The sequence below is a fragment of the Streptomyces sp. NA02950 genome (genome assembly GCF_013364155.1).
GTDB lineage: Bacteria > Actinomycetota > Actinomycetes > Streptomycetales > Streptomycetaceae > Streptomyces.
On sequence record NZ_CP054916.1, the window covers coordinates 8984585 to 9000924 of the forward strand.

Consider the following 16340-nt stretch of genomic DNA (forward strand, 5'->3'; position numbering starts at 1 on the left):
TCACCTCGCCTTCGCCGTACGGGCCTCGAGCCGCCGCACCAGATGTCCCAGCGGAACGGTGATGACCAGGTAGCACACCCCGGCCACCAGGATCGGGGTGAGGCTGCGGTGCTGATTGAGCGCGTCCCGGCCGAACTTGGACAGTTCGTACTGGTCCAGGGAGAGACCGAGCAGATAGACCAGGGACGAGTCCTTGGTGAGCAGGATCAGCTCATTGGTGAGCGGCGGCAGCACGATCCGGAAGGCCTGCGGAATGATGATCGAGATCATGGCCCGGGCGTGGGACATCCCCAGTGAACGCGCCGCCTCCATCTGCCCCTTGGGCACCGCCTGGATGCCCGCGCGGATCGTCTCCGCCATATAGGCGGCGCCGACCAGCCCGAGCGCCAGCATCACGGTGACATAGCGGTCCAGGGCCACCTGGAAGGCGAGCGGCACACCGAAGCCCAGGGCGATGAACACCAGCAGCGCCGGTACCCCGCGGAAGAACTCGATGTAGGCGATCGACAGCCACCGGTAGGGCGGCACCTGGGAGAGCCGCATCAACGCGAGCATCAGCCCCAGTACCAGTCCGAAACCGAAGCCGAGCAGGGTGTAGACGACGGTGTTGACCAGCGCGGTGGTGATGACATCGGGGAACAGGGACCGGGCGACCTCCGCGTCGAAGAACGCGCGGCGCAGTTCACCCCAGTCCGCGGCCAGGACGAAGACGAGGAGCACGGCGACCAGTACGGCGTACTGCACCGCCCGTATCGCCCGTGCCCGCTGCCGACGGGTCATTGCCATAAGTGTGCGGACTCCTCAGCTCCGATGGCGGTTCACGGGCGTCAGTTCGCAGCGGGCTTCGTGGCGGACTTCTTGGGTGTGGTGCCGAACCACTTCTTGTAGATCCGGTCGTAACGGCCGTCCGACCGGGCCGCCTTGAGCACCTTGTTGATCTTCTTACGGAGGGCGTCATTGCCCGTGCGCACGGCGATGCCGTACTGCTCACCGGTGTTGAACTCGGCCGTCACCTCGGTGTCCGGGTTGTCCTTGACGTAGTCGTAGAGCACGCCGTTGTCATTGACGCCCGCGTCGACCTGCCCGGTCTTGACGGCGGTCAGCAGCAGTGCGAGGTCCTCGAACTGGACGAGTTTCGCGCCCTTGGCATGCTTCTGGGCATAGGCCTCACCGGTGGTTCCCTGCTGGACCGCCACCTTCTTGCCGCTGAGGTCGGCGAGGGAGGAGTAGGGCTTGCCCTTCTTGGTGACGAGGGCCTGGGTGGCCTCGAAATAGGGGGCGGAGAAGTCGAGGTTCTTCTCCCGCACCTCGTTGATGGTCATTCCGGCGGCGGCGACATCGCACTTGTTGGCGTTGAGGTCCTCACCGGACTGGATGCCCTCGAAGGGCGTGTCGACGATCTCCTGTTTCACCTTGAGCGACGACGCGATGAGATCGACCAGGTCCACATCGAAGCCGACGATCTCCTTGCCCTCCTTCGACTGGAAGGGGGCGTACGGCAGATGGGTGCAGGTGGTGAGTTTCCCGGACTGCACCAGGTTGATGTCCGAGCCGCCGGACCCGGACGACGCGGTACTGGTGCACCCGGCCAGCAGGGCGGATGCGGCGGCTACGGCGGTGGCGGACAGTGCGGAGCGAGCGGACACGGCACCTCCGGACATGGTCGGGGACGACCCCACAGAACCCGTGATCAGTGATATGGCCCGCATCCTGCCATCGGTCGTGCCCCCTTGTCCCCGCCGTGTGCGTTGCGACCGGATAACGGCGTCGGGGCTAGCGGCGACGCCGCCACCTGCGGCGCTTGCTCCAGAACAGCCTGCCGGGGGCTCGTCCGCCCGCCAGGGCCGGGACTCGGGCGCACCGCGCCGCCAGCGCGCGCTCAGCATCCGGGTCCGCGCGGAGGGCTCGGAGACCTCCGCTCCGCGCACAAAATCCTCGTCGAGAACGACGTCGTCCCAGCCGTCCGCGTCGTCTTCCCGTCCTCGATCCGTGGATCCGCTGCTCACAGGGGCACCTCCCGTCCGCCGGTGCCGCTCGGGCACAGTCCCTTGACCGGGGAACGTGCGGGGCACCGGCCGAGTTCCGGTCCCGCACGGGAGCGGACGGGCCGGGGCTACCCCGGGATCCAGACCCGCATCGGGCCGTCGCCGCGGTTCGCCCAGGCGTAGTACGGGATCGCGGTCAAGTGCACCGGCACCGGGTCCGTGGGCACCTCCGGAGCGCCCTTGCCATCGCCGCAGTCCGCCGTGTACGGCCACCAGGTGCGGGGCGGGACCGCCCTCCGTACCCCGCGGGTCGCGATCACGGTCACCCCGCCGAGCAGCCCCGGCCGGTGCTCCGCGCTGAGCGGGGCGCCCGGATGGAGCGCGAGGTCGTCCAGCCGTACCCCGTCCGGCTGGTCGGCCTCCTCCAGGCAGTACACCAGCGGCCCCCGCTCGATCGCGGCGCAGCCGCGCACCGCGTCGATCCGCGCGGCCGCCCGGGTGCGCCGGGGCGACAGCGGCAGGCTCAGCACCACCACCTCGCCGGGCCGCCAGCGCCGCCGCAGCCGCAACCAGCCGTCCCGCGCCCTCACCGCCAGCGGCTCTCCGCCGACGGTCACCTCGTACTCCCGCGCCCAGTGCGGTATGCGCAGTGACAGCGTCCAGTCGGCGTCCTCGGGGGCCTTGTCCACGACCACCGCGATCCGGCCCTCCCAGGGGTAGGCGGTGCCGACCCGCACCGCCCCACCTCCCGCCGTGTACGAGCCCGAGGCGTACTGGTGCAGTTGGAGGCCCTCGGCGTCGCCGCTCGCCATGTAGTACGGCAGCGAGGCCAGCAGCCGTACCGCCCGGGGCGGGCAGCACGCACCCCGGGCCCACGGCGCCCGCCGCGGCTCCCGGCCGTCGGGTGCGCCGTCGGGCCCACCCCCGGAGTGGCCACGGGCCTGGAGCGGATTCTCGGCGGACCAGCGCTCGCCGTCCAGCGACCCCCCGGCCGCGAAGGCGTTGAACAAGGTCCGCTCGATGAGGTCGCTGTAGCGTGCGTCGCCGGTCAGCAGCGCCATCCGCCAGCTGAACCCGATCGAGGCGACGGCCGCGCAGGTCTCGGCATGGGCCCGGTCCGGCGGCAGCTCGTACGCCTCGCCGAAGGACTCCCCGCCGTGCCGGGCGGCCACCCCGCCCGTCACATGGGTCTTCGTGGCGGCCATGTCCTCCCACAGCCGCACCAGCGCTTCCCGCAGCCCCAGGTCGCCGGTCTCGGCCGCCAGGTCGGCGACCCCGGTCAGCAGCCGCAGCCGGTCCACCGCGTGCCCGGTGACCTCCGACGCCTCCCGCACCGGCACCCGGTCCCGCCGCGAGGACGCCCCGGCAGCGCCGGGCCGGTCCTCCAGCCAACGGGCGTCGAGGCCGTCCTTCTCCCGCCGGTCGAGGAGGTACTCGGCCAGCTCCAGATGGCGCCGCTCCCCGGTCTCCCGGTACAGCTCGACCAGGGCCGTGCCGATCCCCGGAGGCCCGCACACCGGCTCCATGTCGCCGCCCGCGTCGAACACGGCGCCGATGCGGTCGGCGTAGCGCTGCGCCACGTCGAGCAGGGTGCTCTCGCCGGTGGCCCGCCGGTGCGCGACCGCGGCCCGGAGGAGTGGGACCGCGCCGTACAGCTCGGTCTCCGGCAGCAGCGGCCCGCACTCCGGAACCGGTGTCGGCCACCGTCGGTCCTCGGTCCGGATCCGGCCGGAGGGCCCACGGCGGTCCTCCTCGGTCCGTGCCGCCGCGACCAGCCGCTCCACCCGCCCGGCCAGCTCCTCCAGCGCCGTGCCCCCGCCGTCCTCGGCGAGCTGCCAGCACGCCGCTTCCAGCCACAGGTGGTCCTCCGCGCCCCGTAACGGGCCGTCGGCCGCGCGACCGTCCCCCGGCCCTTCGCAGGCGGCGGCCCGGGGGCGGCTCACGACGGTCGCCTCCGCGAGCCGGTCCCACCCCTGCGGAACGCTGACCTCCGCGTTGATACGGCGTCGGGTGGCCCAGAAACCACCGGTGATACGGGCCGCGGTCGCCGGGCACAGCGCGGTGCGCGCCTCCGGCGAGAGGCGGATCGGTCCTGCGGACATGTGACTTCCCCTTACGGCGGACCGCCGGTGATCCTGCCGAGTCTCCTGGTCGCAGGCACGGGAACCGGTCGCCGCGGTGAGCATAAGCAGGCGCTTTGCCCACGACAAGTCCCCCACTTCCCAAGGACCGGCGCAACCGCCCCCACGCTGGGGACGGTTGCGCGGCTGGAGGCCGGGGCGCTCAGGCCGGGACCAGGGCCCGTCGCTCCTCCACATGTGCCACCACACAGGTGACGTTGTCCGGTCCGCCGGCCCGATGGGCAAGGGCGACCAACTTCCGTACCGATCGCCCCGGATCGGACTCCGCGACCAGTACGCGCCGGATCTCCTCGGTGGGCACGACCCCGCTCAGCCCGTCCGAGCACAGCAGATAGCGGTCACCGTCCCGGGCGTCCCGCAGTGCGAGGTCCGGTTCGAACTCCGCTCCGCCGCCCACGGCCCGCAGCAGCAGCGCCCGCGGGAGGTGCGACGCGGCCTCCTCCTCGGTGAGCCGTCCGTCATCGACCATCGACTGCACCAGGGTGTGGTCATGGGTGATCTGGAACAGCTCACCCTCGCGCAGCAGATAGGCGCGGGAGTCCCCGATGTGGACCAGACCCAGTTCCGATCCCGACCACAGGAGTGCGGTGAGCGTGGTCCCGACCCCCGCCAGCGCCGGGTCGGACGTCGCGAGTTCGCTGACCGACGCATGGACCCGCCGTGCGGCGTCCTCCAGTGCGCTCAGCAGTTCACCGCCCGGCACATTCGCCTCCAGCGGTTTCAGCGCCTCGATCGCGGCCTCGCTTGCCTGCCGTCCACCGCCGAAGCCGTCGGCCACGGCCAACAGCCGCGGACCGGCGTACCCGACGTCCTCATTGCTCTCACGGACGGCGCCGGTGTCGGAGAGCACGGCGTAGCGGATTTCCAGGGTGCTGTGAACAGAAGACATCGCGGTGTCCTTCCCGGACAGATGGTCCTCGAGGAAGGCGGCCAGTTCCCGGCGGGCCGCCGTGTCCGCCTCCACCTGCGACCAGTACGCGCGGACCTCCCGAGCAGCGGCCCGGGGCGGCAGCTCGCACACGGCCCGGATCCGGGCCAGCGGCATGCCCAGGCGCCGCAGCCAGACCACCAGTCGGGCCCGCTCCAGTTGCGCCGGGTCGTAGAAGCGGTAGCCGGAGTACGGATCGACCCGGGCGGGCGTGAGCAGCCCGAGCTCGTCGTAGCGGCGGAGCGCCTTGGCGGATATCCGCGACGCTCGCGCGAACGCCCCGATCGTCAGCAACCCCATGTCCGCCCTCCTCGAGCCGGGCGTTCGCCCGGCCACCACGATGCTGTGCCTTCCCCCGGGAGGAAGGTCAACGGCGGAGCGGGAGTTCCCGGCCAGGCCCTGTCCGGTGGGTCTTGTCGGGCCTGCGACGCCTGGCACCGCGCCCCAGCTACCGCTGGGAGGTGCCCCCCCCGCACCAGACGCCGCGGGCTGACCCTCAACGATCCACCGGACAGGCCTAGGCGATCCGGTCGAGGTCGGTGGGCAGCACCCGGTGGAGCGGTGGCGCCCCCGCCACCAGCCGCTCCACCTCGTCGGTCACCGCCGCGCCCAGCCGTTCCAGCTCATGGCCGAGCGCACCCGCGATATGCGGGGTGAGCAGGACGTTGGGCAGGGTGTACAGCGGTGATCCGGCGGGCAGCGGCTCCGGTTCGGTGACGTCCAGGACCGCCGAGATCCGGCCGGTGGACAGCTCGGCCACCAAGGCGTCGGTGTCGACCAGCGCGCCGCGCGCGGTGTTGACGAGCGTGGCGCCGTCCGGCATCAGGGCCAGCCCGCGGGCGTCGAGCAGATGCCGGGTGGCGGGCAGGGACGGGGCGTGCAGGCTCAGCACATCGCTGGTGGCGACCAGTTCGTCCAGCGGCAGGTCGCGCACGCCGAGCGCCTCCGCCTCCGACGGCGCCAGATGCGGGTCGTACACCGACACCTCCAGATCGAAGGGGCGCAGCAGCTCGATCACCCGGCGGCCGATCCGGGAGGCGCCCACGATCCCCACCCGGCGCCGGAAGTTGCCGATCTGCGCGGTGCGCGCGGGGGAGGGGAAACCGTGCTCGGCGGCGTACAGGGCGCGCAGCCGCAGGGTGTCCTTGCCGGCCAGCAGGATGGTGGCGAGGGTGAACTCGGCGACGGGCAGGGCGTTGGCCGCCGCGGCGGAGGAGACCAGAAGCTCGCGCTCCCAGCAGGCGGGGGTGATGTGTCCCTTGACGCTGCCCGCGGCGTGGACGACCGCGCGCAGCTTCGGAAGCCCGTCGAGCACCTCGGCGGTCAGCGGTTCACAGCCCCAGCCGGTGATCAGCACCTCCACGGCGGCCGGATCGGCACCGGTCACCGCCGACGGGCGGACGGCGGCGGCGGGCGGGATCGTCACGGACGCGGCGAGACGGTCCAGCAGCGGCGCGGGAAACAGCCTGGGGAGATGGACGGGGTCCATCACGAACAGCGCGGCGGGGGACTCGAACACCGTGGCCTCCTGGTCACACAGGCGATACCCGATCAGCCTCTCTCGCCCAGAGGAGACAGGCCAATAAGAAAGAGAAACGGTTCAATCCGATATAGCCGTGTCATTGCTAATAAGCGGTCATATCCCTGCATCTTCCCCTCTTCAGGTATTCAGCATGCTTTCCCCGGGCACTGACGGTGTATCCGCGCACACCTGTGCGCTCTCGTGGTCTCACGAGAAGAGGGAGGTTCCTCATGTCCATATCCACCACACCCGGAACCGTGTGGGGCACCTGGATCAACCTGGAAGGCGGGATCCACTCCGAGCCCGCCCCGGTCCTGTTCGCCGACGACCGGGTGCAGGTCTTCATCCGCGGCGGGTCGAACGCCCTGTGGAGCAGGGTCGAGGGGCGCGACGGCAGTTGGCTCGGCTGGTTCAAGTACATCGGCGTGTCGATCGACGGCATCCCCGCCCCCATCCGCGGCAAGGACGGCAAGATCCGTGTCTTCTACCGCACCCCGGGCAACAACCTCGAGGTCATCACCCAGACCAGCCTCAACGGCGGCTACAGCGGGCCTCAGGTGCTGGTCAACGATATCGGGGACGACCCGGCCGCGGTGCTCAACGCCGACGGCCGCATCCAGGTGTTCTTCCCCGGCACCGACGATGCGCTGTGGTCCATCCGCAACCAGGACCTGCTCTACGAGACCTACACCGCACCGGTCTCCCTCGGCGGAAGTATCCGCTCCACCCCCTCCCCCGTCCTGGACGGCGGGGGACGGATCGTGGTGGCCGTCAAGAGTGTCGGAGACACCCTCTACACCGTCCAGCAGACCGCCGAGAACTCCGCCACGTGGGAGCCCTTCACCCTGGCCTCCAACAACGTCACCAGCCGGCCCTCGGTGTGCCTGGACGCGGCGGGGCGGGTGCAGATCTTCTTCCGCGGATCCGACGCCGCCGTATGGCGGGTGGGCCAGAGCGTCAACTACGACTCGTTCAACGCCCCGGTCCAGCTCGGCGGCCAGATCGTCTGGCGCCCCACCTGCGGCCTCGGCCAGGACGGCCGGATCAACGTGTTCATCAAGGCCACCGACAACGCCCTGTGGGTCGCCGTCCAGTCCACGGAGAACGACCCGACGTACACCGGCTTCCAGTCCCTCGGCGGGTCGATCGGATCCGCGGGCCTCGGTGTCCCCATCCTCAACGAGGAGAATCTGCTCTACGTCTTCCTCCAGGGCAGCGGAACCGCCAGGGACCTCTGGCTCCAGCGCCAGACGTTCGTCTGAGCGTCACCGCACCGCGACCGGCCTCATCGCGCATCCTGAGGTCTGACGAGCGCCGGCAGTGATGCCCACACTGCTGGCCTCTTGCATATGCGCACCCTCTCGGCACCGGCGAAGGCCACGGTGGACAACCCATACGGATGACCCACCGGGCGCGGTGTCGCGGCTCCGGCTCGGAACTGACAGGCTCGGCCCGGCGGAACCCCCGCTCCGCCCGGGGCGGCCCGCCCGCCCCGTACGCCTGTCGAGGACAAGGAAGAGCCGGATGGTCCATCTCGCCGCGGACGACCGCTACGACTCCATGACGTATCAGCGCTGCGGGCGCAGCGGAGTGCTGCTGCCGAAGATCTCGCTCGGTCTGTGGCACAACTTCGGCGACACCCACCCGATCGAGAACCAGCGGGCGGTGCTGCGCCGCGCCGTCGACCTCGGCGTCACCCACATCGACCTGGCCAACAACTACGGTCCGCCGCCCGGCAGCGCCGAGGCCGACTTCGGCACCGTCTTCGCCCAGGACTTCCGCGCCTACCGCGACGAGCTGTTCATCGCGACGAAGGCCGGGTACCTCATGTGGCCCGGCCCGTACGGCGAATGGGGCTCCCGCAAGTACCTCCTCGCCAGCCTCGACCAGTCGCTGTCCCGGATGGGTCTGGACTACGTCGATGTCTTCTACTCGCACCGCTTCGACCCGGACACACCCCTTGAGGAGACGATGGGCGCGCTCGACAGCGCCGTGCGGCAGGGCAAGGCTCTCTACGCGGGTCTGTCCAACTACCCGCCGGAGGCGATCACCGAGGCGGCCGCGATCCTGAGGGAGCTGCGCACCCCGTATCTGATCAACCAGCATCCGTACTCGATCCTCCAGCGCGGGGTCGAGGGCGGGGTGCTGGAGTCCTCGGCGCGGGCGGGCGTCGGCGTCATCGCCTTCTCGCCGCTCGCGCAGGGGCAGCTCACCGACCGCTATTTGCACGGGGTGCCCGCCGATTCCCGGATGGCCCTCGGTCATTTCCTCACCCGTGACGCCCTCACCGAGGAGCGCCTCACCCTGCTGCGCGCGCTCAACAAGCTGGCCGAGGGGCGCGGCCAGACCCTCGCCCAGCTGGCGCTGGCGTGGGTGCTGCGGGACCCGCGGGTGGTCTCCGTGCTGATCGGCGCGAGCAGCGTCGCCCAGCTCGAGCAGAACGTCGCCGTGCTGGACTCGCCCGGCTTCACCGAGGCCGAACTCACCGAGATCGACCGGCTGTCCGCCGAGGCCGGGGTGGAGATCCCCTGATGGCCCGGGTGCCCCCGGCGGGCAGGCGTCCGCCGGGGAGGCACGGCGGCTACGGTTTCACCCATGAGCGGTGAGACGGGCCTGCGGGAGCGCAAGAAGCAGCGGATGTACCGGACGATCTCCGAGACGGCGATCTCGCTGTTCCTCCAGCGGGGGTTCGACGAGGTGTCCGTCGCCGATGTGGCGGCCGCGGCCGAGGTGTCCAAGCCCACGCTGTTCCGCTACTTCGCCTCCAAGGAGGATCTGGCGCTCCACCGGTTCGCCGACCACGAGGACGAGGCGGCCCGGGTTGTGGGCGACCGGGTGGAGGGGGAACCGCCTCTGGAGGCGCTGCGCCGTCACTTCCTGGCCGGGCTGGAGCGCCATGACCCGGTCACAGGGCTCAATGACGACCCCGACATCCTCGCCTTCCACCGGCTGCTGTACGGCACCCCCAGCCTGGTCGCCCGGCTCTTCGCGTACATCGGCCGCTCGGAGGACGCGCTCGCCCGTGCCCTCTCGGAGGCGGGTCCGGGTCCGGGTCCGGGTTCGACGGAGGGTGGCCCGGAGGACATCACCGCACGGCTCGCCGCGGGCCAGATCATCACTGTCCAGCGGATCCTGGCCCAGGACAACTGGCGCCGGATCGAGGCCGGAGCCACCGCCTGGGGTGTCCAACCGGAGGCGGTCGAGGCTGCCGAGCGCGCCTTCACCATGCTCCGCTCGGGGCTGGTCCCCTACGCCTGAGCAGGACCACCTGACCGGGGAAGGTTCGTCCCACGATAAATAACGTGACCAGGTTACAAAACTGACTGAGTCACGTTATGCTGTTCTGGACGGACGGCACGAGGGGCGGCACACCATGACCACAACCGATCACCACATCCACGGCGCCGAGCCGGGCCCCGCAGATCCCATGAACTCCGCGGACCCCGGAGGCTCCGCGGATCCCGGCGACGCGCTCACCGGGCAGCTCGCCGAGGAGCGCGCCTACCACGACGCCTGTCGAGCGGCGATGGCCCGGATGGTGCATGGCGCTGGTGATCAGGCCATCACCGGCGAGGACGTATCGGGCAGCGGTGCGGACGCTGAGGTCCTCGGCCGCCATCTGCGCAGCTATGCCAAGGAGCTGGCCGAGGAGCCGGACACCCCGCTGTTCTTCGGCCGGCTCGACTTCGGCCACGGCCCCGCCGCCGGGGACCACCGCGGCCAGCGCTACCACATCGGCCGCCGCCGGATCATCGAGCACCCCGCCGCGCCCCCGATGGTGATCGACTGGCGGGCTCCCGTCTCCCGCGCCTTCTATCAGGCCGGTCCCCGCGATCCCCAGGGGGTGGCGGTCCGCCGCCGCTTCGGCTGGGCGCCCCTGAGCCGCGGCAACGCCGAGGACCTCACCGGCATCGAGGACGAACACCTCACCTCCGGCCGGGCCCGGCAGGACCCCGGCCGGATCGTCACCGGTGAGATCGAACGCCCCCGTGTGGGGCCGATGCGCGACATCGCCGCCACCATCCAGCCCGAACAGGACGACCTGGTCCGCGGCGAACTCACCGACTCGGTCTGTGTCCAGGGCGCCCCCGGCACCGGGAAGACCGCCGTCGGCCTGCACCGGGCCGCCTATCTCCTCTACACCCACCCCCAGCGCATCCGGCGCGGCGGCCTGCTCGTCCTCGGCCCCCATCGCGCCTTCCTGCGCTACATCGCCGAAGTGCTGCCCGCGCTCGGCGAGATCGACATCCGTCAGTGCACGCTGGAGGACGAGATCGCCCGCCACCCCGTCAGCGCGTCCGATGACTCCGCCGCCGCGGTGCTCAAGCACGACCCCCGGATGGCCACCGTGCTCGCCCGCGGCCTCTACGGCCGGGTCCGCCCGCCCGCCGAGTCCCTCGCCGTCCCGGACGGTTCGTACCGCCGTCGTATCCCGCTGGACGAACTCGAGCGGATTGTCGAGGAGGTGCGCGTCGACCGGCCGCCGTACGCGGTCGGGCGCGAGCGGGTCCGGTCGCGTGCGGTCGGCCTCCTCCAGCGCCAGGCCGAGCGGCGGGCCGGACCGCCCGGCACCGCATGGCTGCGCAGGATGGAGCGGTCCGCGACCATGAGCTCGTTCGTGAACGCCGTATGGCCCGCCGTCCGCCCCGAGGAGGTGGTGGCCGAGCTGTTCGGCGACGCCGACGCGCTGGCCCGCGCCGCCGACGGACTGCTGACCGCGCAGGAGCAATCCGCTCTGCTCTGGCGCAGACCCCCGCGGTCGTACAGGAGCGCCCGGTGGTCCGCGGCGGACCTGGTGCTCCTCGACGAGGTGGCCGGACTCATCGAACGCCCCGTGGGCTATGGCCATATCGTCGTCGACGAGGCCCAGGACCTCTCCCCGATGCAGTGCCGCGCCATTGCCCGCCGCGCCGGATTCGGCTCCCTCACCGTGCTCGGCGACCTCGCCCAGGGCACCACCCCCTGGGCCGCCCGCAGCTGGGCCGAACACCTGGGCCACCTCGGCGAGCCAGAGGCCGCCGTGGTGCCGCTGACCACCGGATTCCGGGTCCCGACGGCCATCGTCGAGCTGGCCAACCGCCTCCTGACGGCTCTGCCGGTCGACGTTCCCGCGGCCCGCTCGCTGCGCCGCGACGGGAGGCTGCGGATCCGCAAAACGGACGGGCTCGGCCTCATCGAGGAGGTGGTGGCGACGGTCCGCCAAGCCCTGGAGCGGGACGGTTCGATCGCCGTCATCGCCGCGGCGGCGGACACGGCACGGATGAGCGAGGCGCTGGAGAACGCGGGGATCGCGATCACCGCTGCCGAGGAGCCGGACAGCGCCGCCCGCGTCACCGTGCTGCCCGCGACCCTGGCCAAGGGGCTGGAGTACGACCATGTGGTCGTGGCCGAACCCGCGGCGATCGTGGAAGCCGAACCACGCGGTCTCCACCGGCTGTACGTGGTCCTCACCCGCGCCGTCTCCCGGCTCGACATCCTCCACCACCGCCCCCTGCCGGAAGCCCTGCGGTGATCGCGGGGACGGGCGCCCGGATAGCATGAGCGTTCCGCCCGCGACCGCCCCACCACGCCGTACGGAGACGCACCCTTGGCCACACCACGGATCCCCGTCATCCTCCTCACGGGCTTCCTGGGCTCCGGGAAGACCACCCTGCTCAACCATCTGATGCGGGACAGCGCGGGCACCCGCATCGGCGTCATCGTCAACGACTTCGGCAGCGTCAACATCGACGCCCTCGCCGTCGCCGGACAGGTCGACTCGATGATCCCCATCGAGAACGGCTGTCTGTGCTGCGCCGCGGATGCCTCCGAGATGGACGATATGCTCCAGCGGCTCACCGACCCGGCCCTGCGCATCGATGTTGTGGTGATCGAGGCCAGCGGGCTCGCCGAGCCGCAGAGCATGATCCGTTCGCTGTTGTCGAGCACCAGCGAACGGATCGTCTACGGCGGCCTGGTGGAAGTGGTGGACGCCGCGGAGTTCCCCCGTGCCCGGGCGCGCCATCCCGAGCTCGACCGCCATGTGCGCGCCGCCGACCTCGTTGTGCTCAACAAGACCGACCGGGTGGGGGAAGAGGAGCGCCGGGCCGTCCTGGAGACGGTCGAGGAGATCGCCCCGGGTGTCCCGGTCCTGACCGCCGAACACGGCCGTGTCGACCCCGGTCTGCTCTTCGACCACCGGCCGCGCACCACCGCCGAAGAGCGCTTCCAGCAGCTCTCGTTCGCGGACCTGTGCTCCGGCGAGCACGATGACCACAGCCGTCATCTCCATGCCGCCTACGAGAGCGTGGAGTTCATATCCTCCGAGCCGCTGAACCCGCGGCGCGTCATGGACGTCCTCGACAGCCGCCCCGCGGGCCTCTACCGCATCAAGGGCTGTCTGCACTTCGCGGGCGCCGGAGCCGGCCACAAGTACGGCCTGCATGCGGTCGGTTCGTTCCTCCGGTTCCAGCCCGTGCCCTGGGAGCGCGGCGAACCCCGCACCACCCAGCTGGTGATGATCGGCACCGGCATCGACGCGGACACCCTCACCAAGCGCCTCGCGGACTGCGTCGAGACCGCGCCGGACGAGGTCGACGACCGGCAGATGATGGGCGTCCTGCGCTATGTGCGGACCGATAGCACCGATGGGCCCGATGCGCCCGTCGCCACGCCGGGGGAGGCGCGGATCTAGAAGAATCCCCGTCCTGGATTCGGGTGCACAACTGTTGAGTGATGTCAGAGGTCGTGGTGGGTGTCCATGAGGTAAACGCTTGCCAACAAGCAGGAGGATGTGTGCGTTCCCGTTCCCTCTCCACCGTCGCGCGCTGCGCGACGGTGGTCGCACTCGTGACCACCCCCGCTGTCCTAGCCACCCCCTCGGCCGGTGCGGCCGCGCCCGCCCGTGCCACCGCGGCCGCGGCCACCCCGCAGGCCGACTTCAACAAGGACGGATTCGCCGACGTGGCCGTCTCCGCGCCGACCGGCACGGTGGGCGGCACGGCCAAGGCGGGCTATGTCGCCGTCGTCTACGGCTCCGCCTCGGGCGCCAACACCGGTCACCGGCAGGTCATCGGCCAGGACGCCACGGGCGTCCCCGGGGATCCCGAGGCGGACGCCCGGTTCGGACAGCGCACGGTCGCCCGCGACTTCGACGGCGACGGCTACACCGATCTCGCGGTCCAGTCCAGCAGCAAACCGGACGTCACCGTCCTGTGGGGCTCGGCGAACGGTCTCAGCGGTGGCACCGCCCTGCCCAAGGGCGAGGGCGACAACTTCGGCGAAAGCGTCATCGGAGGCGGTGACATCAACGGCGACGGCCACGCCGACCTCGTCGACGTCACCCAGGTCAGCACCGGCGACGACGAGACCTCGACCGCCCTGCGCGTCCGGTTCGGCCCGTTCACCCGGGACGGCGCCGCCGCGGGCAGCGCCACCGCCGACACTGAGAAGATCTTCGTCCCGACCAGCCTGACCGTGGGCGACGTCACCGGCGACGGCAAGGACGACGTGGTCACCACCCACGCCTTCGAGGAGATGTCCGAGTCCACGCTGTTCTGGAAGGGCGGCACCAACGGCCTGGTGAAGTCCTCCGCCCGGCTCGACCACGGTGCCTCGGCGGCCATCGGCGACGTCGACAAGGACGGCCACGCCGATCTGGTCATGCGCACCGTACCGGGCAACGTGGTGGAGAACCTGCCGTACGACCACGGCACCCTCAAGGTGCTCTACGGCACCGCGTCCGGTCCGAGTACCACCCGCACCAAGGTGATCGACCAGAACACCCCGGGTGTGCCGGGCGTCAACGAGGACGGCGACCAGTTCGGCTACGAACTGAGCGCCGGTGACGTCAACGGCGACGGCTACGCCGATGTCGCCGTCGGCATCCCCTACGAGGACATCGACAGCGGCAAGGACGCGGGCAGCGTCGTCCAGCTCTACGGCAGTGCCGACGGTCTGTCCGGCACCGGCGCCCAGGCGTTCACCCAGGACACCGCCGGTGTCCCGGGCGCCGGTGAGGCGGGCGACCACTTCGGCGCGGCGGTACGGCTCGGCGACACCAACGGCGACCGCAGGGCCGATCTGTCCGTGGGCGCCCCCGGGGAGGACGGCGCCCACACCTCCAGCGGTGCCGCTTGGGTTCTGCGCGGCGAGCCGGGCGGCCTCACCACCGACGGCGTGGTCTCCTTCGGCCCCGCAGCGCTCGGCGCGTCCGAGCCGGACGCCGCCCTGGGCACCGAGTTCCAGCGGTAGCCCCCGGCCGGCGCGCTCTCACGCCCCGTCCTCCCCGGTCCGCTGCGGTCCGTCGTTCCGCTCGGCAGTGTCGGTCCGGTCCGGTTCCTCGCCCGGGGAGGGCAGCGGAAGCAGCACCCGGAAGGTGCAGCCCTCGCCGGGCGCGGTGTCGACGTCGACCCCGTCCGCCGTGCGCGGACCCCAGCGAGTGGACGATGGCCAGGCCCAGTCCCGAGCCGCCGCCCGCGGCGCGGCTGCGGGAGCCGTCGGCGCGGTAGAAGCGTTCGAAGACCCGCTGCCGCTGCTCCGGTGACAGCCCGGGGCCCCGGTCGGCCACCTCGAGCACGGCGTACTCGCCCTCAGAATTCGCCCGCGGGTGCGCGCCGACGGCGCGTCCGTCATCACCGCCCCTGGCCCGTCCTCTGTCACCAGCGGTGGTGGACCTGGGCCCGGATCCGCCGGTCGTAGAGCTCGCCGATGGCGTCCAGCGTGGTCTGCGGCAGCGGGGGCAGTGCGGCGGCCGCCGCGTTGGCACGCGTCTGCTCCGGTGAACGCGCTCCGGGGATGACCGAGGTGATACCCGGCTGCTGGACGATCCAGCGCAGCGCCGTCTGCGCGGCCGTGGCCCCCTGCGGCGCCAGTTCCCCGAACTCGACGGCCGCCTCGACGCCCTCCTCGAAGTTTACGCCCGAGAAGGTCTCACCCTGGTCGAACTGCTCGCCGTGGCGGTTGAAGGAGCGGTGGTCGTCGGAGGCGAAGACCGTGTCCCTGGTGTACTTCCCCGACAGCAGTCCGGACGCCAGCGGCACCCGGGCGATGATGCCCACCCCGGCCTCGCGCGCCGCCGGTATCACCTTCTCCAGCGGCTTCAGCCGGAATGGGTTGAGGATGATCTGCACACTCGCCGTACCCGGCCGCGCGATCGCCGCCAGCGCCTCGTCGCAGGTCTCCACGCTCACCCCGTACGCCGCGATGCGCTCCTCCGCCACCAGGGTGTCCAGCGCGTCGAAGACCGCGTCGGAGGAGTGCACCGGGGACGGCGGACAGTGCAACTGCACCAGATCGAGGACGTCCACCCCCAGATTCGCCCGCGAACGGTCGGTCCACGCACGGAAGTTGTCCAGTGTGTACTGCTCCTCGACATGCGGCTCGGCTCGCCGCCCCATCTTCGTCGCCACGAAGATCCCGGCGTCCGGGCGGTCGCGCAGAAACCGCCCGATGAGCTGCTCGCTGCGCCCGTCCCCGTACACATCGGCGGTGTCGAAGAACGTCACGCCCGCTTCGACGGCCGCGTCCAGCACGGCCCGTGCGTCCGCATCGGTCACATCGCCCCAGCCCGCGCCCAGCTGCCAGGTCCCCAGGCCCACGACGGACACCTTCCGGCCGGTGCGGCCGCACACTCGCTGCTCCATGAACTCCCTTTCTCCCGCGGGCGGATCTTCCACCGTACCTCCGCCGCCCGGCCGCGGAACCCTGCCCGGACTCGCCCCTCCCCTGCCTTGTCCAGTACCTACAAAAACATCATGTGAGCTGCGGCGATTGCTGTCGGGGTA

At 71.3% G+C, this 16340-nt stretch carries 12 protein-coding genes and 1 pseudogene; 6 read left to right on the top strand and 7 right to left on the bottom strand.

From position 1 onward, the window contains the following. The 5 genes from HUT19_RS38605 to HUT19_RS38625 form a co-directional block, all read right to left on the bottom strand. Positions 1-786, bottom strand: a complete 786-nt coding sequence (locus HUT19_RS38605) for an amino acid ABC transporter permease (protein WP_176185623.1) — start codon at positions 784-786, stop codon at positions 1-3. A gap of 41 nt (positions 787-827) precedes the next feature. Next, complete coding sequence (locus tag HUT19_RS38610) at positions 828-1646, bottom strand: ABC transporter substrate-binding protein (RefSeq protein WP_254886021.1); 819 nt, start codon at positions 1644-1646, stop codon at positions 828-830. Between the two features lie 467 nt (positions 1647-2113). After that, positions 2114-4087 (bottom strand): glycoside hydrolase family 127 protein, encoded by a 1974-nt coding sequence (locus tag HUT19_RS38615; RefSeq protein WP_176185627.1) that lies wholly within the window; start codon positions 4085-4087, stop codon positions 2114-2116. Positions 4088-4268: 181 nt separating this feature from the next. Continuing rightward, complete coding sequence (locus tag HUT19_RS38620; protein WP_176185629.1) at positions 4269-5354, bottom strand: MerR family transcriptional regulator; 1086 nt, start codon at positions 5352-5354, stop codon at positions 4269-4271. Between the two features lie 217 nt (positions 5355-5571). Next, entirely contained in the window at positions 5572-6543 is a 972-nt protein-coding gene (locus HUT19_RS38625; RefSeq protein ID WP_176187816.1) for a hydroxyacid dehydrogenase, read from the bottom strand. Positions 6544-6806: 263 nt separating this feature from the next. Between HUT19_RS38625 and HUT19_RS38630 the strand changes: the two genes are divergently transcribed. The 6 genes from HUT19_RS38630 to HUT19_RS38655 all read left to right on the top strand — a co-directional run bounded on the left by HUT19_RS38630 (position 6807) and on the right by HUT19_RS38655 (position 14808). Continuing rightward, complete coding sequence (locus HUT19_RS38630; protein ID WP_176185631.1) at positions 6807-7838, top strand: hypothetical protein; 1032 nt, start codon at positions 6807-6809, stop codon at positions 7836-7838. 262 nt (positions 7839-8100) lie between these two features. Continuing rightward, the gene (locus HUT19_RS38635; protein ID WP_176185633.1) at positions 8101-9108 is read left to right on the top strand and encodes an aldo/keto reductase; all 1008 of its coding nucleotides are present in this window, start codon (positions 8101-8103) and stop codon (positions 9106-9108) included. 63 nt (positions 9109-9171) lie between these two features. Further along, on the top strand, positions 9172-9834 hold the full coding sequence (locus HUT19_RS38640) for a TetR/AcrR family transcriptional regulator (RefSeq protein WP_176185635.1): 663 nt from the start codon (positions 9172-9174) through the stop codon (positions 9832-9834). A 268-nt stretch (positions 9835-10102) separates the two neighbouring features. Then, positions 10103-12088: an AAA family ATPase gene (locus HUT19_RS38645; RefSeq protein ID WP_254886290.1), complete on the top strand. Its 1986-nt coding sequence runs from the start codon at positions 10103-10105 to the stop codon at positions 12086-12088. 75 nt (positions 12089-12163) lie between these two features. Then, the gene (locus tag HUT19_RS38650) at positions 12164-13249 is read left to right on the top strand and encodes a GTP-binding protein (RefSeq protein WP_176185637.1); all 1086 of its coding nucleotides are present in this window, start codon (positions 12164-12166) and stop codon (positions 13247-13249) included. A 101-nt stretch (positions 13250-13350) separates the two neighbouring features. Further along, positions 13351-14808, top strand: a complete 1458-nt coding sequence (locus HUT19_RS38655; protein ID WP_176185639.1) for an FG-GAP-like repeat-containing protein — start codon at positions 13351-13353, stop codon at positions 14806-14808. An 18-nt stretch (positions 14809-14826) separates the two neighbouring features. On the opposite strand, the pseudogene HUT19_RS38660 reads toward HUT19_RS38655, so the two are convergent. Beyond that, positions 14827-15142: pseudogene (locus tag HUT19_RS38660) on the bottom strand (ATP-binding protein); the annotation flags it as partial. Positions 15143-15212: 70 nt separating this feature from the next. Continuing rightward, the gene (locus tag HUT19_RS38665) at positions 15213-16199 is read right to left on the bottom strand and encodes an aldo/keto reductase (RefSeq protein WP_176185643.1); all 987 of its coding nucleotides are present in this window, start codon (positions 16197-16199) and stop codon (positions 15213-15215) included. Positions 16200-16340 lie beyond the last annotated feature (141 nt).